Raw genomic sequence first — 21,996 nt, forward strand, 5'->3', positions numbered from 1 at the left:
GGGCGACCGCAGACCGGCCGGGCAGGTGCACGGCCCCGGGCACGCGCACGGCACACCCGTGCTCGCACGCGAGCGGGCGGAACCGCAGGGTCGCGCAACGGGACCACCCCGGCATTCCGCCCGCTCGAGAAGCGGAGGGGGGCTGCAGGGAGCGGAGCGGGGCAGGCGGAGACTTGGCCAGGGCGAGCGGGGCTCTGAGCGGGACCGCCTGGAGGCCCGCAGCAGGTCCGGCGGACCGGCACCGGGCCTCCAGGGGGCGGGTCATCCCCAGCCGTCCGGCTGCGTCCGTGGCCGGGAATAGGATCGTGTGCATGGCAACAGCGAATGACCGCCTCGTCTGGATCGACTGCGAGATGACGGGCCTCGACGTCGAGGTCGACGAACTCGTCGAGGTGGCCGTGGTCGTCACCGACTTCGACCTGAACCCCGTGCACCCCGGCTTCGACATCGTGATCAAGCCCGACCAGTCGGCGCTCGACAACATGAACGAGTTCGTGACGAACATGCACGCGACGTCGGGCCTGGCCGAGGAGATCCCGAACGGCGTGTCCCTGGCGGACGCCGAGTACCAGGTGCTCGAGTACATCCTCGCCCACGTCCCCGCCGAGGGCGCCGCTCCCCTGGCGGGCAACACGATCGGCACCGACCGCGCGTTCCTCGCGAAGTACATGCCGCGCGTCGACGGGCACCTGCACTACCGGAGCGTCGACGTGTCGAGCATCAAGGAGCTCTGCCGGCGCTGGTTCCCGCGCGTGTACTTCAACGCCCCCGAGAAGCACGGCGGGCACCGCGCCCTGGCGGACATCCTCGAGTCGATCCGCGAACTCGAGTACTACCGGCGCGCGGGCTTCGTCGCCGAGCCCGGGCCCACGACCGAGGACGTCCGCGCCGTGTCCGCCGAGGTCGTCGCCGCCTGGGCGCCGCGCCTGGCACCGGAGTCCGCCGAGTAGTGTCCCGCGGGGCCTCCGGCGTGTACTACAATCGAGTGGTTGCTTCCGGTTCGCCGGAGTGCACGTGGTGGGTATAGCTCAGCTGGTAGAGCGCCTGGTTGTGGTCTAGGAGGTCGCGGGTTCGAGCCCCGTTACTCACCCCAGTTCTGAACACTGGAAAGAAGGGCCCCGTCGCGACGGGGCCCTTCTCCCGTCTTCGCAGGCACCCGTGCCACGATCGATGCCGTGATGGAGATGTCCCCCGAGGCCTTCGACGCCCTCGTGACCGACGAACTCGACCTGCTCCCGGACGAGATGGTCGACGGCCTCGACAACGTCGTCTTCGTCGTCGAGGACGAACCCGAGGACGGCTCCGAGCTCTTCGGCATCTACGACGGGGTCGCGGCGACCGAGCGCGGCCAGTACGGCTTCGGCGAGCTGCCCGACCGGATCGTGGTGTTCCGGAAGCAGCACCTGGCCGCGTGCGACACCGAGCAGGAGCTCCGCGACGAGGTCCACACCACCCTCGTGCACGAGATCGGGCACTTCCACGGCATCGACGACGAACGCCTGCACGAGCTCGGGTGGGCATGAGCCCGCGCTGACAGCCCCGCCGGGACCGCCGCTCAGGACCGCAGCACCATGTCCGCCAACGCCTCGGGGTGCTCCGCGGCGATGAACGCGTCCTCCTGATGGGCCCACCGCTCCCACTCCGCCCGGAACACCTCACCGTCCCGGTCGAGTGCCCGACGCTTGCGGACGGCGTCGTCCGCGGTGAGCCACACGCGCACCGACGCCAGCGGGGCCGACGCCCGCGAGAGCGCCCCGCACCCCTCGATCACGATCGGCGCGGACGGGTCGAGTGCGACCCAGTCGGCCGGTGCCGAGGCACCCCAGTCCCAGCGTCGGTGGCCCGAGGGCTGACCCAACACGTCCGAGACCACCGCGTCCGCAGCAGCCCGGAGCCCGTCCCACCCCGGGTAGACGTCGTCGAGGTGCACCAGCTGCGCACCGAGCTCGCGGGCCAGCGCCGCGCCGAGCGTGGTCTTCCCGGTCCCGGAACGTCCGTCGACCAGGACGACCGAGCGACCGCCGGCCCCAGGTGGAGCCGAACGCGACAGCGAGGCGAGCCGCCCGACGGAGGCGAGCTGCCTGACGGAGGCGAGGCGTGCCTCCAGGTCGTCCGTCTCAGGCACGCCAGGTGCCCGCCGCCACCGACACCGCGATCGAGACGAGCCCGATGCCGACCAGGAGCGCGACCATGCCCCACTCCCGTCCGCCGAACGGCGCCGCCCGGGCCCACGTCCGTCGTCCGGGGGCGCCGAAGCCGCGGGACTCCATCGCGACGGCCAACGTCGTCGCCCGCCGCAGCGCGATGACGAGCAGCGCGAACGCCATCGAGGCCCCGCGCCGGAGCCGCGGACCGTCGCCGAGCCCGCGTGCGCGCCGCGCCATCCCGAGCTGCCGCCAGTCCTGGCCGAGGAGGGTCGTCATCCGGATCGCCGCGAGGGCGCCGAGCACGAAGCGCGCCGGCAGTCGCAGCACCTGCGCGAGCCCGTCGGCCAGGTCCGTCGGGTCGACGCGCACGAACAGCGCGACACTCGGCAGCCCGACGGCGAGCACCCGCAGCATCGTCGCCAGCGCCAGCTCCAGGGACCCGTCCGTGACGTGGGCGAAGCCGAGGTCGAACCACTCCCGGCCGGAGGCCCGTCCGTACAGCGCGATGCTCACCCCGGTCAGCGGAACCGCGAGCAGCACCGGGGACGCGACCACCAGCAACCGGCGGACCGGGACCCGGAGGAGCGGTGCGAGTGCCAGCTCGAGGGCCAGGGCCACGGCGGCCGACACGACGTCGAGGCTGAGGACCAGGCACAGCCCGAGTCCGAGCACGCCGAGCAGGGTCGCGACGGGCTGGACGGGGCGGCGCGCCCCGGAAGCGGTGGGCACGGCGGTGCTGCGGTCGGCCGGCTCGCCGGTGCTGCGGTCGGCCGACTCGCCGGTGCTGCGCTCGGCCGGCACGCCGGATCGCCCGGGAGGTCCGGCTGGTCCGGGCGGGTCGGCGCGCGTCGTCGGGGCGGTCACGACGGATCCGGGGTCGGGTCGGTCAGGCCGGTGGCGGTGAGGACGACCTCGCGGGCGTCGAGCGCACGGACGAGGTCCCGGTCGTGCGTGACGGCGACGACGGCGGTCCCGGCGTCCGCGAGGGCACCGAGCCGTCCGACGACGGCCTGCCACGTGGCTCGGTCCTGCCCCGAGGTCGGTTCGTCGAGCACGAGGACCGGCGGACGCGTGGCCGCGACGGTGCCGATCGCCAGCCGGCGCTGCTCTCCCCCGGACAGCGTGAAGGGGTTCGCGTCCGCCAGGTGGGCGAGGCCGAACGCCGCGAGGAGGTCGTCGACGCGGGCCGCGACCTCATCGGGGTCGGTGCCGAGGGCGACCGGGCCGGCGGCGAGTTCCTCGCGGACGGTGCGGGCGACGAACTGGTGCTCCGGGTCCTGGAAGACCGTGCCGATGCGGGCGGCGAGCTGGCGGCTGGTCCAGGCGTGCGGGGCAGCGTCGGTCGTCGTGGTCGCCGGGGTGGCGGTCGTCGTGGTCGTCGTGGTCGTCGTGGCCGCCGGGGTGGCGGTCGTCGTGGTCGTCGTGGTCGTCGTGGCCGCCGGGGTGGCGGTCGTCGTCGTGAGTGCGTCGGTTGCGCGGAGCGTGCCGTCCGCGGGGCGCAGGAGTCCGGCGAGCGTCAGGCCGAGCGTCGACTTGCCGACGCCGTTCGGCCCCGTGACGGCCAGCACCTCGCCGGCACGGATGGTGAGGTCGATGCCGTGCCCGACGGGATGACGCTTCCCCCGGGCCGTGCCGAGCCCCGCTGCCACGAGCAGGTCCGGGTGACCGACCGGTCCGCGCACGGGGTCGGGCGACCGAGCGGAACCCTGCGCCGGATCCGCGCCGGGCACCCAGACGCCGGCTGCGGTCAGGGACGCGGCGTGCTCGCCCAGGACCCGGGCGGGCGGACCGTCAGCCAGCACACCGCCGCCGGGGGCCAGCAGCACGAGCCGGTCGACCAGGTCGAGCCACGTGCCGATCCGGTGCTCCACCACGAGCATCGTCGCGCCGGTGTCGTCGAGCAGGGAACGGACCGCGTCGTGCACCTGCCGGACGCCGTCGGGGTCGAGGTTGGCGCACGGCTCGTCGAGCACGAGCCCGCCGGGGCGCATCGCGAGCACCCCGGCGAGCGCCAGACGCTGCCGCTGGCCGCCCGACAGCATGGTCGTGGAGCGGTCGAGCGGCAGGTCGAGTCCCACGACGTCCAGCGCTGCCCGCACGCGCGCCCAGGTCTCGGCCCGCGGCACGCCCAGGTTCTCGCAGCCGAAGGCCACGTCGTCGCCGACACGGGACATCACGGTGTGGGCCTCGGGGTCCTGCATGACCAGACCCACCCGGCCGCGGACGGTCCCGGGCGCCGCTCCGTCGACGAGCACCGTTCCCTGCACGGACGCAGCGGTCTCGTCGTCGGGGTCGGGTTCGTCGGAGAGGACCGCCGCGACGGCACGCAGCAGCGTCGACTTGCCGGCACCCGAGGCACCGACGACGGCCACGCGTTCCCCGGGCTCGACCAGCAGGTCGAGGCCGCGGACCGCCCAGGCGTCCCGCCCGGCGTAGCGCCAGCCCCAGTCGCGGAACTCGATCCGGGCGGGGTGCGTACCCGCCCCGGTCACGCCGCGGTGGTCGGGCGGCGCCCGCCGTGCTCGCGACCGCCGCGCCCGCCGTCTCCGCGACCGGCGTGCTCGCGACCGGCCGCGAACGAGGACAGCACCCCGGTGCGGGCGAGGGCGCGGACGATGAGCCACGAACCGAGGCCGGCGATGACCGCACCCGAGATGGTTCCGCAGACGATGTAGACGCCCTTGAACGCGGCGTCGTACCCGGCGTACCAGAGCACCGAGTCGTTGATGCCCATCGCGAGACCGGCGGCGGCCCCGGCGAGGACGACCACGGGCAGTCGGTACACGCGGTACAGGAACAGCGCAAGGACGATCTCCGCGCCGAGCCCCTGGACGAGGCCGGCTTCGAGCGTGCTCCAGCCCCACTGCGTCCCGAGCAGCGCCTCGACGCTGGCGGCGACGATCTCGGCGAAGAGGGCCGCGCCCGGCTTGCGCACGACGATCGCGACGATCGGACCGGCCAGGAGCCAGACCCCGCCGAACAGGGCCTGCGTGCCGGGCAGGAGCAGAGCGACCGCGGCGGAGAGCGGCTCGTAGCCGAGCTCCCAGAGCTTGAAGACCACGCCGACGGCGACGGCCAGGACGCTGGCGACGACGATGTCGACGACTCGCCAGCGGAGGGAACGGCGCACGGTGGGCACCGTGGTGGACGGAACTGCTGACGACGTGCCGACAGGCATGTGGACTCCTCCCTGCGCCGGCATGACCCGGATCAGGTTCGACGGTCGGAGCGCTGCTCGCTCCCTCTCAGCCCGGCGATCCCGGACTCCCGTGTGTGTCCCAGCAGTGTACTGCCGGACGCCACGGTTGTGACGTCCGGCAGTGGTGTCGTGCTCGTGCTCGGTCGGGCCTACTTCTTGAGGACGCGGATGAGCTTGCGGAGGACCGTGCCCGTGACCCAGATGACCGGGATGCACACCACCATGAGCGAGATGAGGTTCGGTTCGAACTCCAGGTCCTTGCCGGGGCGACGGACGTAGGCGCCGACGGGGAGCGTCGCGCCGCCGCCACCACCGCCCCCGTTCTGGTCGTCGCCGCCACCCCCGAAGCCGAACCAGCCGACCGACACCGGGATGAGTGTCTGGTCACCGACCTCGACCGGGTCTCCGTAGTTCGTGGAGACGCCGACGGGGCGCACCTTGTCTGCGATCTGCGTGACGATGTTGGTCATGGCGTGAGGTTACTCCGGAGCACCCCTGTGAGCGGTTGGAGCTGTCCACAGGCCTCTCGGGGCGGCGGACAGCACAGGAAGGCGTCGATACGCTCATCGAGACACCTGGAGGCTCGTTTGCACACCTGGCCCGGCAACCCCTACCCGCTCGGCGCGACGTACGACGGCAGTGGGACGAACTTCGCGATCTTCAGCGAGGTGGCCGAACGCGTGGAGCTCTGCCTCTTCGACGACGACGGCACCGAGGAGTGCGTCCCGCTCGTCGAGGTCGACGCCTACGTCTGGCACGCCTACCTGCCGAACATCGGCCCCGGACAGCTCTACGGGTTCCGCGTCCACGGCGCGTACGACCCCGCGACCGGCTCGCGCTGCAACCCCGCCAAGCTGCTGCTCGACCCCTACGCCAAGGCCACGAGTGGCGACATCGACTGGGACCAGTCGCTGTTCTCGTACACGTTCGGTGACCCCGACTCGACCAACGATGAGGACTCGGCCGCGCACATGGTCAAGGGCGTGGTGATCAACCCGTTCTTCGACTGGCAGGGCGACCGTGCCCCGCGCATCCCGTACGGCGAGACCGTCATCTACGAAGCGCACGTCAAGGGCCTCACCGAGACCCACCCCGACGTCCCCGAAGACCAGCGCGGCACGTACGCCGGCGTGGGGCACCCGGCGGTCATCGAGCACCTGCAGCGCCTGGGCATCACCACCCTCGAGCTCATGCCCGTGCACCAGTTCGTCAACGACTCGACCCTGCAGGACAAGGGCCTGTCGAACTACTGGGGCTACAACACCATCGGCTTCTTCGCACCGCACTCGCACTACTCGTCCTCGGGCGACGGTGGCCAGCAGGTGCAGGAGTTCAAGACGATGGTGCGCGAGCTGCACCGCGCCGGCATCGAAGTGGTCATCGACGTCGTCTACAACCACACCGCCGAGGGCAACCACCTCGGCCCGACGCTGTCGTTCCGCGGCATCGACAACGCCGCCTACTACCGTCTGATGGACGACGACAAGCGGTACTACATGGACGTGACGGGCACCGGCAACTCGCTCAACGTCGGCCACCCGCACTCGCTGCAGCTCATCATGGACTCGCTGCGCTACTGGGTGACCGAGATGCACGTCGACGGCTTCCGCTTCGACCTGGCGGCCGCACTCGCCCGTGAGTTCTACGAGGTCGACCGGCTGTCGGCGTTCTTCGAACTGGTCCAGCAGGACCCGATCGTGTCGCAGGTCAAGCTCATCGCCGAGCCGTGGGACGTCGGCCCCGGTGGCTACCAGGTCGGCAACTTCCCCCCGCAGTGGTCCGAGTGGAACGGCAAGTACCGCGACACCGTCCGCGACTTCTGGCGCGGCGAGCCCTCGACGCTCGGCGAGTTCGCGTCCCGCATCTCGGGCTCGGCCGACCTGTACGAGCACGACGGCCGCACCCCCAAGGCCAGCATCAACTTCATCACCGCGCACGACGGCTTCACGCTGTACGACCTGGTCGCCTACAACGAGAAGCACAACCGGGCCAACGGCGAGGACAACAACGACGGCGAGAGCCACAACCGCTCGTGGAACTCCGGGGCCGAGGGCCCGACGGACGACCCGGCGGTGAACGCCCTGCGCACCCAGCGGCAGCGGAACTTCCTGGCGACGCTGCTGCTGAGCCAGGGCGTGCCGATGATCGCGCACGGCGACGAGCTCGGACGCACGCAGTCCGGCAACAACAACGTCTACGCGCAGGACTCCGCCATCAGCTGGATCGACTGGGAGACCGCGGACCAGGACCTCGTCCAGTTCACCGCCGACCTGCTCAAGCTCCGGCACGACCACCCGACCTTCCGACGGACCCGGTACTTCAACGGCCGTCCGGTCCGGCGCGGTCAGGACGAACCCCTGCCGGACGTGGTGTGGCTGACGCCGTCGGGCGACGCGATGGAACCCGAGGACTGGGACTCCGGCTTCGGCAAGAGCGTCGGCATGTACCTCAACGGTGACGGCATCCGGGGGCGCGACGCCCGCGGCGACCGGGTCACCGACGTGGCCTTCATCACGTACTTCAACGCGCACGACGACGTCGTGCGGTTCACGCTCCCGCCAGAGGAGTACTCCCCCGGGTGGACCGTCCGGATCGACACGGCCGAACCCGGAGCCCGCGAGACCGTCCTCGACGCGGGGTCGCCGCTCGACGTCCCGGCCCGGTCGATGATCGTGCTGCGCGCCGAGCCCGACCACGAGGTCACGGTCACCCCGGTCGACACCCAGACGGCCGGCGCCCCCGCGCCACGGGCACCGCAGGACGCGGTCACCCCGGCGAACCCGGCCGGTTCCACGGCCCCCAGCGCCACGGCGCAGAACGGAGCACCCCAGTGACCAAGCGGACCCCGGTCTCGACCTACCGGCTGCAGGTCTCGCCGGACTTCGACCTGTCCGCCGCGACCGACGTCGTCGAGTACGTGCGCGACCTCGGTGCGGACTGGCTCTACCTGTCACCCGTGCTGCAGGCCGAGGCCGGTTCCGCGCACGGGTACGACGTGGTCGACCACACGCACGTCGACACCGAGCGCGGCGGCGACGACGCGTTCCGTGCACTGACACAGGCGGCTCACACGGCCGGACTGGGCGTGCTCGTGGACATCGTCCCGAACCACGTCGGGGTCGCCACCCCGGAGTCCAACCCGTGGTGGTGGTCGCTCCTCGAGCGCGGCCAGGAGAGCCCGGTCGCATCGGCCTTCGACGTCGACTGGCAGGCCGGTGACGGTCGCCTGCGGGTCCCCGTGCTCGACGACCGCATGCTCGACGGGGTCGAGCTCGACACCAGCGACCCGGACCGCCCGGTCCTGCGCGTCGGACCGACCGCCTACCCGACGGCACCCGGCACGGTGCACGCCGGGGACGACGTCCAGACCGTGCACGACCGGCAGCACTACGAGTTCATCCACTGGAAGCGCGCCGACCACGACCTGAACTACCGCCGGTTCTTCGCGGTGAACACGCTCGCGGCGATCCGCGTCGAGGACCCCGAGGTCTTCGCGGCCTCGCACACCGTCATCGGCGAGTGGTTCCGCGACGGCCTGGTCGACGGGCTCCGGATCGACCACCCGGACGGCCTGTACGACCCGGCCGGGTACCTCGAGGACCTCCGCGCCCTGACCGGTGGCGCCTACACGCTCGTCGAGAAGATCCTCGAACCGGGCGAGGAACTGCCCGCCAGCTGGCCGGTCGACGGCACGACCGGGTACGACGCGCTCGGCACCATGGACCGCGTGTTCGTGGACCCCCGCGGCGAGGAGTCCCTCTGGGCGACCGTCGAGTCGGAGCCCGCCGACTGGCACGCCCTCACCCACGACACCCGCCGCGGCATCGCCGACGGGATCCTCGGCAGCGAGGTCGAGCGCCTGGCCCGACTGCTCGAGGCCGACGGGTCCGAGATCGACCACGCTCGACTGGTCGACGCCCTCGCCGAGGTCATCGCGTGCTTCGACGTGTACCGGACCTACCTCCCCGAGGGTTCCCGGTACCTGATCGACGCACTCGAGGGCGCCGCCGAGACCCGACCGGACCTGAGCGACGTCATCGACCGCATCGCCCCCACGCTGGTGGACCCGTCCAGTGCGGCGGGGCTCCGTCTGCAGCAGACGAGCGGGATGGTGATGGCGAAGGGCGTCGAGGACACCGCGTTCTACCGCTCCGCCAAGCTCAGCTCGCTCAGCGAGGTCGGCGGTGACCCCAGCATCTTCGCCGTCACGGTGGACGAGTTCCACGCCGCACAGCGCGAGCGCCTGGCGAGCTGGCCGCACACGATGACCACGCTGACCACGCACGACACCAAGCGGAGCGAGGACACCCGCGCCCGCATCGCGGTGCTGGCCGAACTGGGCGACGAGTGGACCGAGACGTTCCGACGGCTGAACACCCTCGCGCCGCTCGAGGACGAAGTGTTCGCGAACCTGCTCTGGCAGGCGATCGTCGGTGCCCGTCCGGCCAGCCGGGAACGCCTGCACGCCTACGCCGAGAAGGCGTCGCGCGAGGCCGGCGACAGCACGACGTGGACCGACCCCGACCAGGACTTCGAGGGGCGGATGCACGCCCTCGTCGACGCCGCGTTCGACGACCCGACCGTGGTCGCCGTGCTCGACGACCTCGACGACCGGATCAACGCCGCCGGCTGGTCGAACGGCCTCGGACTCAAGCTCGTCCAGCTGACCGCTCCCGGCGTCCCCGACGTCTACCAGGGCACCGAGTTCTGGGACCGCTCCCTGGTCGACCCGGACAACCGCCGTGCGGTCGACTACGCCGAGCGCCGACGTGTCCTGGCCGAACTCGACGGCCCCGACGACGACGGCCCCGAGGTCCTGCCCTCGGTCGGCCTCGACGGTGCCGCGAAGCTGCTGGTCACCAGCCGTGCCCTGCGACTGCGGCGCGACCACCCCGACCTCTTCTCGCGGCACCTCGCGGTCGAGGCCACGGGCAGCGCGGCCGACCACGTGGTCGCCTTCGACCGCGGCGGTGCGGTGACCGTCGCCACCCGTCTGCCGATCGGTCTCGAACGGGTCGGCGGGTGGGGTGACACCTGCATCCACCCGGTCCCGGTCGACCGCGTCGACGTCCTCACGGGTCGGCGCATCCCGGCGACGCGCGGCATCCAGCTCGCCGAGCTGCTCACCACCTACCCCGTCGCACTGCTGGTGCCGGCGGACCGCCTCGGGGCGGCCGGCCACGCTGACGCCGCGACCGACCAGCCCGCCGAACCCGACGCGACCGCACCCGAGACGGACGCGCCGGCCGAGACGGACGCGCTGGCCGAGACGGACGCGCAGGCCGAGATCGAGATCCTGGAGGGTCACGCATGACCGCACCCGACCGTTACGCCGTCTGGGCGCCGACCCCCGAGCGCGTGCGCCTGGTCGTCGACGGCGCCGAGTACCCGCTGATCCGCGGCGACGACGACTGGTGGCGGACCGATGCGATCGTCCCCGTCGTGGGCGCTCGCTACGGGTTCCGCATCGACGACGACGACGCGGTCCGACCGGATCCCCGCAGCCGATGCCAGCCCGAGGGCGTGCACGGCCCGTCCGAGGTCGTCGACCCCGCGCGGTTCGCCTGGACCGACGAGTCGTGGACGGGTCGTCCGGCCCGCGGGGCGGTCATCTACGAGATGCACATCGGCACCTACACGCCCGAGGGCACGCTCGACGCGGCCGCCGCCAAGCTCGACCACCTGGTCGAACTGGGTGTCGAGTTCGTCGAGCTGCTGCCGGTCAACGGCGTCAACGGCGAGTGGAACTGGGGCTACGACGGCGTCGCGTGGTACGCCGTGCACGCACCGTACGGCGGACCGGACGCCTACGACCGCTTCGTCGACACCGCGCACGCGCTGGGGCTCGGCGTGATCCAGGACGTCGTCTACAACCACCTCGGTCCGAGCGGCAACTACCTGCCGCTGTACGGCCCGTACCTGACGCAGGGCCTGGCGAACACCTGGGGCGACTCGGTCAACGTCGAGGAGCCCGAGGTCCGCCGCTACGTCCTCGACAACGTGCGGATGTGGCTGCGCGACCACCACGTCGACGGGCTCCGGCTCGACGCCGTGCACGCGATCCGTGACACCTCGCGGCCGCACGTGCTGGCCGAGATGGCATCGGAGTCCGAGGCGTTCGCGAGCTTCACGGGCATCCCGCGGTCGTTGATCGCGGAGTCCGACCTGAACGACCCGATCATGTTCCGCTCGCAGGACGCCGCCGGCTACGGGCTCGCCGGGCAGTGGTCCGACGACTTCCACCACGCGGTGCACGTCGCGCTCACAGGCGAGACGACCGGGTACTACGCCGACTTCGCGCCGCTGTCGGCGCTGGCGAAGGTGCTGCACGAGGGCTTCTTCCACGACGGCACCTGGTCCTCGTTCCGCGGCAAGCGGCACGGGCGGCCGATCGACCGCGGCACCTCCCCCGCGACGGCGCTCGTGGTCGCGAACCAGAACCACGACCAGATCGGCAACCGGGCCACCGGAGACCGCCTGGCCGCGACGCTCGACGACGAGGGGCTGGTCATCGCGGCTGCCCTGACGCTGCTCGGCCCGTTCACGCCGATGCTGTTCATGGGCGAGGAGTTCGCCGCGACCACCCCGTGGCAGTTCTTCACCTCGCACCCCGAGCCCGAGCTCGGCAAGGTGACGGCCGAGGGACGCATCAAGGAGTTCGCACAGCACGGGTGGGACGAGTCCGTCGTCCCCGACCCGCAGGACCCGGCGACGTTCCAGGACTCCAAGCTCGACTGGTCCGACGCGGCGTCAGCGCGCGGATCGGCGATCCTGCGCGCCTACCGTGTGCTCGTCGCACTCCGGCGCACCGACGAGGCCTTCGTCGACCCCCGCTACGAGGCGAACGCGGTGCGGTTCGACGAGGACCAGCGGTGGCTCGTGCTCACCCGTGGGCTGCTCGGTCCGACCGCGTCGCCGGTGCACGTCGTGGTGAACTTCCTCGACGACGCCGCGACCGTGCCGGTGCCCGGGGCGACCGGCGAGGTCCTCTACGCCTTCGGGGCCGCCTCGGTCGACGACGACGACCCCGAGACGGTCCACTTCAACGGGCGCGGGATCCTGGTCGTGCGCTGACGCGACGCCGCGACACCACGCACGACAGGGGCGGGACGGCCGAAGCCGTCCCGCCCCTGTCGTGTCGGGGAGCAGTCCCGGGACCCTCAGCGGATCGGGTTCGCCACGGCGTGGGCGTTGCGCCGCACGGACGGCAGCGGCTTGTGCTCCGTTGCGAGCGCACGGACTTCGCGCAGCCGGCGGTCGATGCCCCACTTCGTGACGAGGGTCAGGCTCTCGCGGACGATGTTGCCGCTCATCTTGGACACGCCGAACTCACGCTCGGTGAACGTGATCGGCGTCTCGACGACCTGCAGGCCGGCCTCGAGGGCACGCCAGCACAGGTCGACCTGGAAGCAGTACCCCTTGGACGCGATCCCGGACAGGTCGATGCGCTCGAGCGCCGACCGGGTGAAGACGCGGAACCCGCCGGTGGCGTCCCGCACGGCGATGCCGAGCGCGAGTCGCGTGTACAGGTTGCCGCCGCGGGAGAGCAGTTCGCGGTGCCACGGCCAGTTCTCGACCTCGCCGCCGTGGATCCAGCGGGAGCCGAGGACCAGGTCGTTCGAGTCGGCCAGCTCGAGCATCCACGGCAGGTACTCGGGGTGGTGCGAGCCGTCGGCGTCCATCTCGACGAGCTTGTCGTACCCGTTCGCCAGGCCCCAGTCGAAGCCGGCCAGGTAGGCACCGCCGAGCCCGTTCTTCTCGGTGCGGTGGAGCACGTGCACCCGGTCGGTCTCCGTCGTCATGGCGTCGGCGATGTCGCCGGTGCCGTCGGGCGAGTTGTCGTCGACGACCAGCACGTGGACGTGCTCATCGGTGGCGGCCAGGGTGCGCTCCACGATCGGACGGATGTTCTCCGCCTCGTCGTAGGTCGGGATGATGACCAGGGTCTCGCTCATGATGCTCCTCGGGTGCTTCTGGTCGAACGTATCGGGCGTGTGCTGGGTCAGGAGTCCGACAGCTCTGCGAACACGATCAGGTTGTCTGTGTAGTGCCCGGTGGCGGTGTCGAAGGTGCCGTCGCACGTGATGAGCCGCAGGGTCGGCGTGGGGGTCACGCCGTAGACGTCGCTCGTCGGGAACGCCGACTTCGCAGCCCGTTCGGTGCGGTCCACGGTGAAGGTCCGGGTCGTGCCGTCGGTCATCGCGACGTGGATCTGGTCACCCGACACGAGTTCGTCCAGGCGGAAGAACACCGCGGCGCTGGTCGGGCTGTCGACGTGGCCGGCGATGACGGCGGGACCGACCTCGCCGGGGACGATGCCGTCGCTGAACCAGCCGGCGTCGTCCCACCCGGTCGGCGGGTCGAGCTCGCCGGCCGACCCGCGGTGCAGGTCCTCCAGTGCGGCGTCGACCCCGATGGCCGGGATCGTCACGCGCACGGGCGTCGCGTCGGACTTGGCCACGGGAGCCGCCGGGTCCTGGAACCCGGTCGTGTCCCGGTCCCCGCCACCGGAGGCCCCCGGAGCAGCGGACCCGGAGGCCCCGGCAGCCCCCGAGGACGACGCCCCGGGCCCGGAGGTCGGTGCCGCGACGGGCGCGTTGCCCGCGGCGACGGCGACACCGGTGACCACGGCAGCCGCCACGACCACCGTCGCCACACCGGCGACGACGACCCCGAGGCGCCGTCCGGACCACCGCGAAGGGGTGCGGGCAGCCACCCGACGCCCGCTCACGAGGCGCCTCCCGCGTCGCCGGCGCATCCGCCGAGCACGTCGGAGGTGAGCATCGTGGCACCGAGGGCGGCCCACGCGTCGCCGTAGTACGTCGGCGTGGTGGCCGAGGTGCGGTCCGCGCGCTCGAGGTCCGCGGTCGCGGCACCGGTCGCACCGGAGGCCTGCTCGGCGGCGGCTCGGGCGACGTACGCCAGGGCGCTCCGGTCCCCCGTCACGGCGGTGCCGCCGAGGTCGAGCTGCGCGGCGAGCTGGGTCGTCCGACGGAGCGTCGGCGCGATGGACCCGGCGAGTGCCCGGTCCGCGGTGGTGCACGCCTCGGCGTACCGGACCGGCAGACGCATGGCGTCGTAGCCGTACAGCACGCGGGCGTCGTTCCCGGTGGCGGGCATCGGGTCGACGCTGCCGTCGGCGTGCACCTGCGACCAGTCGCTCGGCAGGTCGGTCTTGTCGAGCACGGCCGCGGTCGCAGCGGACGAGCCCCGCTCGAGCTCCTGCCAGCGGTCGTCGCCCGTGGCCTCGGCGAGCACCCGGTAGGCCGCGGGCGAGGCGTAGGAGGCGTCGTAGCGGTACGGCTCGGTGTCGGCCCAGGGACCGGGCAGCAGGATGCGGCCGAGGTCGGTGGTCGCGGTCTCGTGGTCGAGCACGGCGGCGGCCATGCGCTTGCCCGCCGCGGTGTACCGGTCGTCGTCCCAGGTCTTCCCCGCGAGCACGAGTGCCCGTGCAGCGTCGAGGTCGGCGTCGGACGCGGACTGGTCGTCGGCGACCCCGCCGTCGGGCGTCCAGCGCCAGGCGAGCAGGTCGTCGTCGGTCAGCAGGTGGCGCTTCGTCCACGACCAGATGTCGCCGAAGCGCTCCCGGTCACCCGCGGCGTAGGCGATGAGCAGGCCGTACGCCTGCCCCTCGCTGACGGTGTCGCTGCCCTGGTCCTTGCGGACCACGCGGCCGTCCTCGACGTAGCGGTCGAGGAAGTCGGTGCGGAGCTGCGCCGCCGAGCGGACACCGCTCGGCGCCGTGGTCGAGGTCGGTGTGGACGCGCCCCCGGCGTCCGGTGCCGGGTCGGCCCAGGGGCGGACCGCCGCGACGGCGATCCCCCCGGCGACGACGACGGCCGTGAGCGCCACGGCGGTGACGGGGATCCAGTTCCTGCGGGTCATGCTGGCTCGCTCTCTGCTGGTGGGTGGGGCACGGGACGGGAGGCGCGGACCACGTGAGCGGATCGGCTCAGGCGGTCCGGGCCTCCAGTCCGGATCAGTGGAACAGTCCGCGGAACGCGCGGATCACCGAGTGCAGGAAGTCGGTCGCGCCGCGGTCGGCGGCCGTGCCGCCGCCACCCGTCTGGACGCCGCCGCTCGGGGTGGTGGCGGTCGCCGCCGCGTCGGTGACCGGCACGATCGTCAGGTCGCCCTTGCTGTCGTCCAGGACGAACAGGGTCGAGACGGTGTTGCCCGCCAGGTCCAGCTTCGCGCTGCCCGTCTGGCCACCACCGGAGACGTCGAGGTCCCATTTGCCCGCGGCGACGGTCGCGTACTGCGATGCCGAGCCGAAGGCGGCGTCGGAGGCGACCTGGGTGCCGTCCGACGCGGTGACGTCGACCTTCTTCGCCGTGGTGGCGGCCTGGACGAGCCGGAGCTTCGCCTTGCCGTCGCCCGGCTGCTGCAGGTCGTCCGTGTAGGCCGCGGTCTTCAGCGAGGTGTTCTTGCCGTAGGCGACGACGGTGCTGGCGTTGCCGGGCTGCACCGTGACGTCGGTCGAGATGACCGGCGTGGAGTCCGGAGCGTCGGCCGCGCGCATCGAGAGCACGTAGGTGCCGCTCGGGAGCTCCTGGTACCCGCTCACCTGGCCGTAGGTGACGTCGTCGAGCCCGAAGACCTTCTTGCCGCCGGCCAGGCTCGACAGTTCGACGTCGACGCCCTTCGTGTCGGGCGACAGGTGGCCGACGCGGAGCCAGCCGTCGTCGGTGGCGGCGGTCGCGGACTGGGGGGCGGCCAGGCCCACGGTGGCGGCGACGAGGGTCGCGGCGAGGGCTCCGACCACCGCGATGCGACGGCGGGGGTGACGTGCGGTCGTGGTCTGGGGTGCAGCGGCGTTCATGGTCGTGCTCCTTCGGGTCGGGTCGTGCTGGGTTCGGTCACGATGCGCTGATCGTGGTGGTCGTCGGATCGGAGGTCGGGAAGACGACCGTCAGGGTGTCGCCGTCCCGCTCGACCGACTCGGGTCGGAAGGCCGTCGCCATGGCGTTGAACGTCCGCTCGGTGCGGACCGCGGCCTCGGGGCTCTGTGCGGTCAGGACCAGGCGGCGGAACGACAGCCCCGTCTCCCCGGACATCGGCGTGAAGCGCGCGACCTGCACGGACCGGTCGGCGAGGACCTGTCCGAGGGCGAGCATCGCCCGCGAGTCGACCTGCCCGGCCCGGAACTGCGACTGGGTGCCGGCGTCGGCGTCGAGTGCGGGGTTCTGCGCGAGCTGGGTGCCGAGCGTCTTGCGCTGGTCGGACGCGCGGGTGATCTCCTGCTTCGCGGTGGCCTCGCCCTGCGGGTGGATCTGGCGGACGTCGACCATCTGGTTGCCGGTGCCGAAGCTCGCGACGACCGTCGAGTTCTGGATCGCCTGGCGCACGTCGGACGAGGAGTTCCCGCCGGTGCGCATCGAGTCCGTCGTGACGACGTAGTCGGAGTCCTTCCAGCCGTTCGGCGACTGCTTCTCGACCGCTCCGTCCGTGTCGAGCTTGTAGTACCAGACGACGTTGTTCCGGGCGAAGCCGTCCTTGACCAGGTCGACCCACATGGCGTCGTCGACGAGCATCCGGGAGGACTTGTCGACGTTGTCGCCGATCCAGTTCTCGGCCTGCGCCATCGGCTGGTCGAGGTCGGTGATCAGGAACCCGCGCAGCTGCGAACCCCAGAGCGGCACGGCGACGACGAGCGCGGCGGCGGTGACGAGCGCCCACGTGGTGCCGAGCACCCGGCGGGCACCGGCACGCGCGCGGTTCTTCGCGCCGAATGCCGTGACGCCGGTGACGGCGAGCACGGACCGCTCCGCGAGGAAGGCGACGAGGAGGGCGGCGAACGGCACGAGCATGATCACGTACGGGACCGGGAGGTAGCCGTTCGGGCGGAACATGAACGCGAGCAGGAAGACGAGCATCGCAGCGATCGGGCGGACCCGTCGCACGAAGAGCCCCACGACGGCCGCGGCGGAGCCGAGCACGATGAACGCCGGGTCGAGCGCCCACCACTGCGCGGCGGCCTCGTTCGCCAGGCTGCCCCCGGTGAACACGGACCCGCTCGCCTGGCGGCTGCCGAGCTGGTAGGTGATGCCCTCGAGCAGGCTGACCTTGCCCGGGGTGGGCACGAGTTCGCCCTTGACCGCGGCGAGCAGGATGTACCCACCGCCGATGACGGCGAGGACGGCTCCGGCGACGCTCAGCGTGTACCGACGCGTGCTCGGGTCGGCGCGACGCACGGCCATCCAGATCAGGAACGGCAGCGCGAGCAGGTACGTCTCCTTGCTGAGCACCGCGATGCCGAGGCACGCCGCGGCGCCGACGAAGCCGGCGAGCTGCTGACGGCGGCTCAACACGAGCACGAACGCGGCGAGGAGCCACGGCGTCGCGACGTTGTCGATGTACACCGTGCGGTGGTACTGCAGGGCCAGGGGCGACAGCGCGAAGACGAGGACCGCGGCGGCGCTGGCCGAGCGGTGCATGCCGAGGCGACGACCCAGGACGAAGAGCAGCACGGCCGAGGCGGCGGCGAAGAACACCATTGCCTCACGGGCGGCCTCGACGGCGAACGGGTAGCGCGCGAACGCCCCGGTCAGCGAGGTGTAGCCCGCGATCTGGATCCAGCCGAGCGGCGGGTGGTCGTACCAGTACGTGTAGTGGGTCAGCTCGCCGAGGTTCGTGATCGCCCACGCCTGGGCGGTGTACGTCCCCTCGTCGTCGATGCGCTGCGGGGTGCCGGTCATGTTCCACACCTGGACCATGACGGCGATCGCGAGGACGGGCAGGAGCCACGCCAGGCTGCGGGCGTGCACCTGGAACCAGGCGCGGATGCCGCTGGATGCCTGGGCACCGCGGATCGGGATCCCGGTCGTGTTGGTCATGCTGGCGGTCATCGGTCACCTCCTGCGTAGGCGGGCTGGCGGTCGGACGAGGGCTGCTGGTCGTCGGTGTGCTGGTCGTCGCTGTGCTGGTCGTGCGCGGCCGGCTGCCCTTCGGTGTCCGGCTCGGTGACGGCGGAGGCGAACCCGACGACCTCGGGCTGCTCGCCTGCGGTGCGGTGCTGGCCGGTGTGCTCCGTCTTCTCCCAGCCGTTCTGGCCGCGCGAGTGGCGGACGACGGCACGGACCGCTGCTGCGGCGAGGAAGACCTGGTACGGCACGAGACCGAGCACGAGCTTCACGTAGTCGCGGACCCGGACCTTCTCCTTGTAGAGCCGGCCGAACTCACCGAGCCCGGCGATCTCGACCGCCAGCAGCATCAGGGTCGGTGCGAGCGGGATGAACGAGATGAGCGCGATGACGGTCGGGACCTTCACGAACGCGATCATCACGACGCTGAGCGGGATGAGCAGACCCGTCGCTGCCTGGATGAAGGGCATCGTGAGCAGGTAGCGGGCGAAGAAGCGCTGCTTGCGGGTCGGGAGCTTCTTCCACTCGCCCTTCTCGAGCACCTGCAGGAAGCCCTGGTTCCACCGGGTGCGCTGCTTCAGGAGCGACGCGAACGTGGGCGGGGTCTCCTCGCGGGTGACCGCCTCGGGCGAGTACGCCACGACGACCTTGGCGCCGTCGGCGGACAGCCGGACCCCGAGCTCGCAGTCCTCGGCGAGGCAGTGCGCGTCCCAGCCGTTCGACCAGTCCAGGCGCGCCTTGGTCACGAAGACGGTGTTGCCGCCGAGCGGGATGAACTTCGACTCGGCGTGGAAGTGCAGGCGCGAGCGGAACCAGAAGTAGTACTCGAGGACGTTGCGGAGCGACCACCAGCTGGACCGGAAGTTCATCAGCTGCACGCCACCCTGCACGACGTCGGCATCGGTCTCCTGGAACCGGGAGTCGACGAGGGTGAGCAGGTGCGGGTACACCTCGTCCTCGGCGTCGAACACACCGACGATGTCGCCGGTCGCCTCCTTGAGTGCGAGGTTCATGGCCTTCGGCTTGTTCTTCGGCAGGGTGTCGTCCACCACGACCTTGATCAGGCCGGGGTGGCGGGCGGCGGCCTCGCGTACGACCCGGTCGGTGCCGGGGTCGTCCTCACCGACGATCGCGATGATCTCGAAGTCGGGGTGGTCCTGCTTCGCGAGCATGTCGAGCGTCTGCCCCATCACGTCCTCCTCGTGCCGACCGGGCACGAGCAGGGTGAAGCGGTGCGCGGCGGGACGCGGCGTCGGGCTGAAGCTCGTCGCGCGGAGCGCGTCGCGTGAACGCCATGCGTGCAGCATCCACCACAGGGTCGACAGCGCGACCAGCGTGAGGAGCACGGAGATGGCGATGAGGGCCGAGTAGCCGATCCACTCGCCCACCGACCAGGCGGCCTGCGTGCCGCCACCCGAGCCTCCCGTCGGGACGGAGGTGGTGCCGCGGTTCGGGACGTCGTTCGTGCCCGGCTGTTCCTGCGGCTGCAGCAGCGGGCCTGCTGCCAGCGTCAGCGTGGTCAGGATGGTCATTCGGCAAGCTCCTTCGTGCGGCGAGCGTCGGGGGAACGGAAGACGAGGGTCTTGTAGGCGGCAAAGCGGAACGCTGTGCCGAGGACGAGACCGACCCCGTTGCCGGCGACGTTGTCGGCGAGGGTGGAGGTGAATCCGAGGACGTAGTGGGAGACGAACAGGCACGCTGCGGCGATGCCCAGTCCGATGAGGTTGGTGACGGCGAACAGCACGCCCTCGCGGGCGGTCGCACCGCGACCGGTGGTGCGCTCGGACCGGAAGGTGATGAACCGGTTGAGGACCCAGGCCACCGCGGTCGAGACGACGGCGGAGCCGACCTTCGCGGCGATGGGCTTGTCGTCGAGGACCGTCAGGCGCAGGAGGTTGTAGACGCCGAGGTCGATGACGAAGCAGAGCAGGCCGATGGCGCCGAACGAGACGAGTTGGCGGCTGGCGGCGACGAGGCGCACGGCGCGGTCGACGAGGGGCGAGCGTCGTCGGGTCGGGTGACGCTGGGCGGGGTGCTGCCCGGCGGGGTGCTGCCCGGCGGGGTGCTGCCCGGCGGGGTGCTGCTGGGCGTCCGGGACGGTGCTGTCGGGTGCCCCCTGGACGGGTGGCACCACAACGAGGGTCTCGGTGGAGGTCATGCCCCCGATTCGGGGGGCTTCGCGTGGGGGTTTGGTCGGGGTACGGACCTGGTCAGCACCCTGCCAGCCTCACGACACGTGCTGTTCATCCGGGGTACGTCGCCGTCGTCGTGGTGCATCCTGCACTTCCGCGTCGACATGGGGAAGGGCCCGCGGCTGGGGCGCCGCGGGCCCTGGAACGGTCTGTGCGTCGGGGGTCAGCCGAGGAAGCTGCGGAGATCGGACAGTCCGGCCGGACGGTGTGGAGGCTCTGGCCGGCCTGAGCGGGTCGGCGGATCGAACCGGGCCGGTCCGGACGCCGGTCGGCTCAGGTCGCTCCGGACGCCGGTCGGCTCAGGCCGGTCGGGACCCCGGTCGGCTCAGGCCGGTCGGGACCCCGGTCGGCTCAGGCCGGTCGGGACGCCGGGCTGACGCTCTTCGACGAGTCCCGCTCGGGGATGTCACCGAGCGCCGCGTCGATCGCCTGCAGTGCATCCGCGTCGAGTCGGACGCCGGCGGCCTTGACGTTGTCGGTGACCTGCGCCGGCCGCGAGGCCCCGACGATCGCACTCGCCACGTTCTCGTTCTGCAGCGTCCACGCGATGGCCAGCTGCGCGAGCGTCAGGCCCGCCTGGTCGGCGACGGGTTGGAGTCGCTGGACGGCCTCGAGGACCTCGTCGCGCATGAACCGCTTGATCATGTCGGCGCCGCCCTTCTCGTCGGTGGCACGCGATCCCTCGGGCAGCGGCTGACCCGGCTTGTACTTGCCGGTGAGCACGCCCTGGGCGATGGGTGACCACACGATCTGCGACAGACCGAGCTGCTTCGAGGCAGGGACGACCTCTCCCTCGATGACCCGCCACAGCATCGAGTACTGGGGCTGGTTCGAGATGAGCTGGAAGCCGAGCTCCTTCGCGAGTGCCGCACCCGCACGGATCTGCTCGGCGGTCCACTCGCTCACGCCGATGTAGAGCGCCTTGCCCTGGCGCACCACGTCGGCGAACGCTTGCATGGTCTCTTCGAGCGGGGTCTCGTGGTCGTACCGGTGCGCCTGGTACAGGTCGACGTAGTCGGTCTGGAGCCGCGTCAGCGAGCCGTTGATCGACTCCATGATGTGCTTGCGGCTGAGCCCGACGTCGTTGTGCTGCTTCGGGCCGGTCGGCCAGTAGACCTTCGTGAAGACCTCGAGGCCCGCGCGACGCTCGCTCTTGAGCGCTTCGCCGAGGACGCTCTCGGCGGCGGTGTTGGCGTACGTGTCCGCGGTGTCGAACGTGGTGATGCCGGCCTCGAGCGCCGCCTGCACGCACTGGGTCGCGACGTCGTTCTCGACCTGCGAGCCGTGCGTCAACCAGTTGCCGTAGGTGATCTCGGAGATCTTGAGTCCGGAGTTGCCGAGGTACCTGAATTCCATGCTGCCGACGCTACCGGAGCCCGCCCGTCGCTGGGTGGGCCTGCGAGTGCCTGGGTGCGCGGGTGCCCGGGTGCGCGGGTGCGCGGGTGCCCGGGTGCCCGGGTGCCTGGGTGCGCGGGTGCCTTGTCCGAGTGCGCGGTGCCTGGGTGCCTGCGTGCGCGGGTGCCCGGGTGCGCGGGTGCCGTGTCCGAGCGGGCGAAATCACGCCCCCCCCCCCCGCGAGCGGGCGGAATCACGAC

Annotated in this window: 18 protein-coding genes, 1 tRNA gene and 1 riboswitch; of the genes, 6 read left to right on the forward strand and 13 right to left on the reverse strand. The window is 71.8% G+C overall.

Annotated elements, in window-relative coordinates; genetic code table 11:
* Positions 1-311: 311 nt before the first annotated feature.
* From orn to ASG04_RS07465, 3 genes are all read left to right on the forward strand, one after another.
* Positions 312-950 (forward strand): oligoribonuclease, encoded by a 639-nt coding sequence (orn, locus tag ASG04_RS07455; RefSeq protein ID WP_056122014.1) that lies wholly within the window; start codon positions 312-314, stop codon positions 948-950.
* A 67-nt stretch (positions 951-1,017) separates the two neighbouring features.
* Positions 1,018-1,093: transfer RNA gene (locus ASG04_RS07460), tRNA-His, on the forward strand.
* A gap of 85 nt (positions 1,094-1,178) precedes the next feature.
* Positions 1,179-1,523, forward strand: a complete 345-nt coding sequence (locus ASG04_RS07465) for a metallopeptidase family protein (RefSeq protein WP_056122016.1) — start codon at positions 1,179-1,181, stop codon at positions 1,521-1,523.
* A 32-nt stretch (positions 1,524-1,555) separates the two neighbouring features.
* On the opposite strand, the gene ASG04_RS07470 is transcribed toward ASG04_RS07465, so the two are convergent.
* From ASG04_RS07470 to ASG04_RS07490, 5 genes are all read right to left on the reverse strand, one after another.
* On the reverse strand, positions 1,556-2,125 hold the full coding sequence (locus tag ASG04_RS07470; protein ID WP_235515472.1) for an AAA family ATPase: 570 nt from the start codon (positions 2,123-2,125) through the stop codon (positions 1,556-1,558).
* Complete coding sequence (locus ASG04_RS07475; RefSeq protein WP_235515473.1) at positions 2,118-2,948, reverse strand: energy-coupling factor transporter transmembrane component T family protein; 831 nt, start codon at positions 2,946-2,948, stop codon at positions 2,118-2,120. Before ASG04_RS07475 ends, ASG04_RS07470 begins: the two co-directional genes overlap by 8 nt.
* 59 nt (positions 2,949-3,007) lie before the next feature.
* Positions 3,008-4,639: an ABC transporter ATP-binding protein gene (locus tag ASG04_RS07480; RefSeq protein WP_082517876.1), complete on the reverse strand. Its 1,632-nt coding sequence runs from the start codon at positions 4,637-4,639 to the stop codon at positions 3,008-3,010.
* Complete coding sequence (locus tag ASG04_RS07485; RefSeq protein ID WP_056122018.1) at positions 4,636-5,325, reverse strand: ECF transporter S component; 690 nt, start codon at positions 5,323-5,325, stop codon at positions 4,636-4,638. The genes ASG04_RS07480 and ASG04_RS07485 overlap by 4 nt, the downstream gene beginning before the upstream one ends.
* A riboswitch (TPP riboswitch) is annotated at positions 5,317-5,428 on the reverse strand. It overlaps the preceding gene by 9 nt.
* A 67-nt stretch (positions 5,429-5,495) precedes the next feature.
* Positions 5,496-5,816 carry a hypothetical protein gene (locus tag ASG04_RS07490; protein ID WP_056122020.1) on the reverse strand — a complete coding sequence of 107 codons (321 nt, stop codon included), beginning with the start codon at positions 5,814-5,816 and terminating at the stop codon, positions 5,496-5,498.
* 117 nt (positions 5,817-5,933) lie between these two features.
* Between ASG04_RS07490 and glgX the strand changes: the two genes are divergently transcribed.
* From glgX to treZ, 3 genes are read left to right on the forward strand one after another with little or no spacing between them, the layout of a single operon-like run.
* Entirely contained in the window at positions 5,934-8,180 is a 2,247-nt protein-coding gene (glgX, locus tag ASG04_RS07495) for a glycogen debranching protein GlgX (protein WP_056122022.1), read from the forward strand.
* Positions 8,177-10,660, forward strand: coding sequence for a malto-oligosyltrehalose synthase (gene treY / locus ASG04_RS07500; protein ID WP_056122024.1), 2,484 nt, complete (start codon positions 8,177-8,179; stop codon positions 10,658-10,660). Before glgX ends, treY begins: the two co-directional genes overlap by 4 nt.
* Positions 10,657-12,420 (forward strand): malto-oligosyltrehalose trehalohydrolase, encoded by a 1,764-nt coding sequence (gene treZ, locus ASG04_RS07505; RefSeq protein WP_056122026.1) that lies wholly within the window; start codon positions 10,657-10,659, stop codon positions 12,418-12,420. Before treY ends, treZ begins: the two co-directional genes overlap by 4 nt.
* Before the next feature lie 86 nt (positions 12,421-12,506).
* Here treZ and ASG04_RS07510 read toward each other — a convergent pair whose 3' ends face one another.
* The 8 genes from ASG04_RS07510 to ASG04_RS07545 all read right to left on the reverse strand — a co-directional run bounded on the left by ASG04_RS07510 (position 12,507) and on the right by ASG04_RS07545 (position 21,757).
* Complete coding sequence (locus tag ASG04_RS07510; protein ID WP_056122027.1) at positions 12,507-13,301, reverse strand: polyprenol monophosphomannose synthase; 795 nt, start codon at positions 13,299-13,301, stop codon at positions 12,507-12,509.
* Positions 13,302-13,348: 47 nt separating this feature from the next.
* On the reverse strand, positions 13,349-14,062 hold the full coding sequence (locus tag ASG04_RS07515) for a class F sortase (RefSeq protein ID WP_162241699.1): 714 nt from the start codon (positions 14,060-14,062) through the stop codon (positions 13,349-13,351).
* Positions 14,063-14,073: 11 nt separating this feature from the next.
* Positions 14,074-15,231, reverse strand: coding sequence for a glycosyl hydrolase family 8 (locus ASG04_RS07520; RefSeq protein ID WP_056122032.1), 1,158 nt, complete (start codon positions 15,229-15,231; stop codon positions 14,074-14,076).
* A gap of 94 nt (positions 15,232-15,325) precedes the next feature.
* Entirely contained in the window at positions 15,326-16,168 is an 843-nt protein-coding gene (locus ASG04_RS07525) for a DUF4397 domain-containing protein (protein ID WP_082517877.1), read from the reverse strand.
* A gap of 37 nt (positions 16,169-16,205) precedes the next feature.
* On the reverse strand, positions 16,206-18,194 hold the full coding sequence (locus ASG04_RS07530; protein WP_056122034.1) for an ArnT family glycosyltransferase: 1,989 nt from the start codon (positions 18,192-18,194) through the stop codon (positions 16,206-16,208).
* Positions 18,191-19,741: a glycosyltransferase gene (locus ASG04_RS07535; RefSeq protein ID WP_082517878.1), complete on the reverse strand. Its 1,551-nt coding sequence runs from the start codon at positions 19,739-19,741 to the stop codon at positions 18,191-18,193. Before ASG04_RS07535 ends, ASG04_RS07530 begins: the two co-directional genes overlap by 4 nt.
* Positions 19,738-20,367 (reverse strand): GtrA family protein, encoded by a 630-nt coding sequence (locus ASG04_RS07540; protein ID WP_082517879.1) that lies wholly within the window; start codon positions 20,365-20,367, stop codon positions 19,738-19,740. Before ASG04_RS07540 ends, ASG04_RS07535 begins: the two co-directional genes overlap by 4 nt.
* Positions 20,368-20,752: 385 nt before the next feature.
* Positions 20,753-21,757: an aldo/keto reductase family protein gene (locus tag ASG04_RS07545; protein WP_056122037.1), complete on the reverse strand. Its 1,005-nt coding sequence runs from the start codon at positions 21,755-21,757 to the stop codon at positions 20,753-20,755.
* Between the last annotated feature and the right edge of the window lie 239 nt (positions 21,758-21,996).

This window comes from Curtobacterium sp. Leaf183, from assembly GCF_001424385.1.
Taxonomy (GTDB): Bacteria; Actinomycetota; Actinomycetes; order Actinomycetales; family Microbacteriaceae; genus Curtobacterium.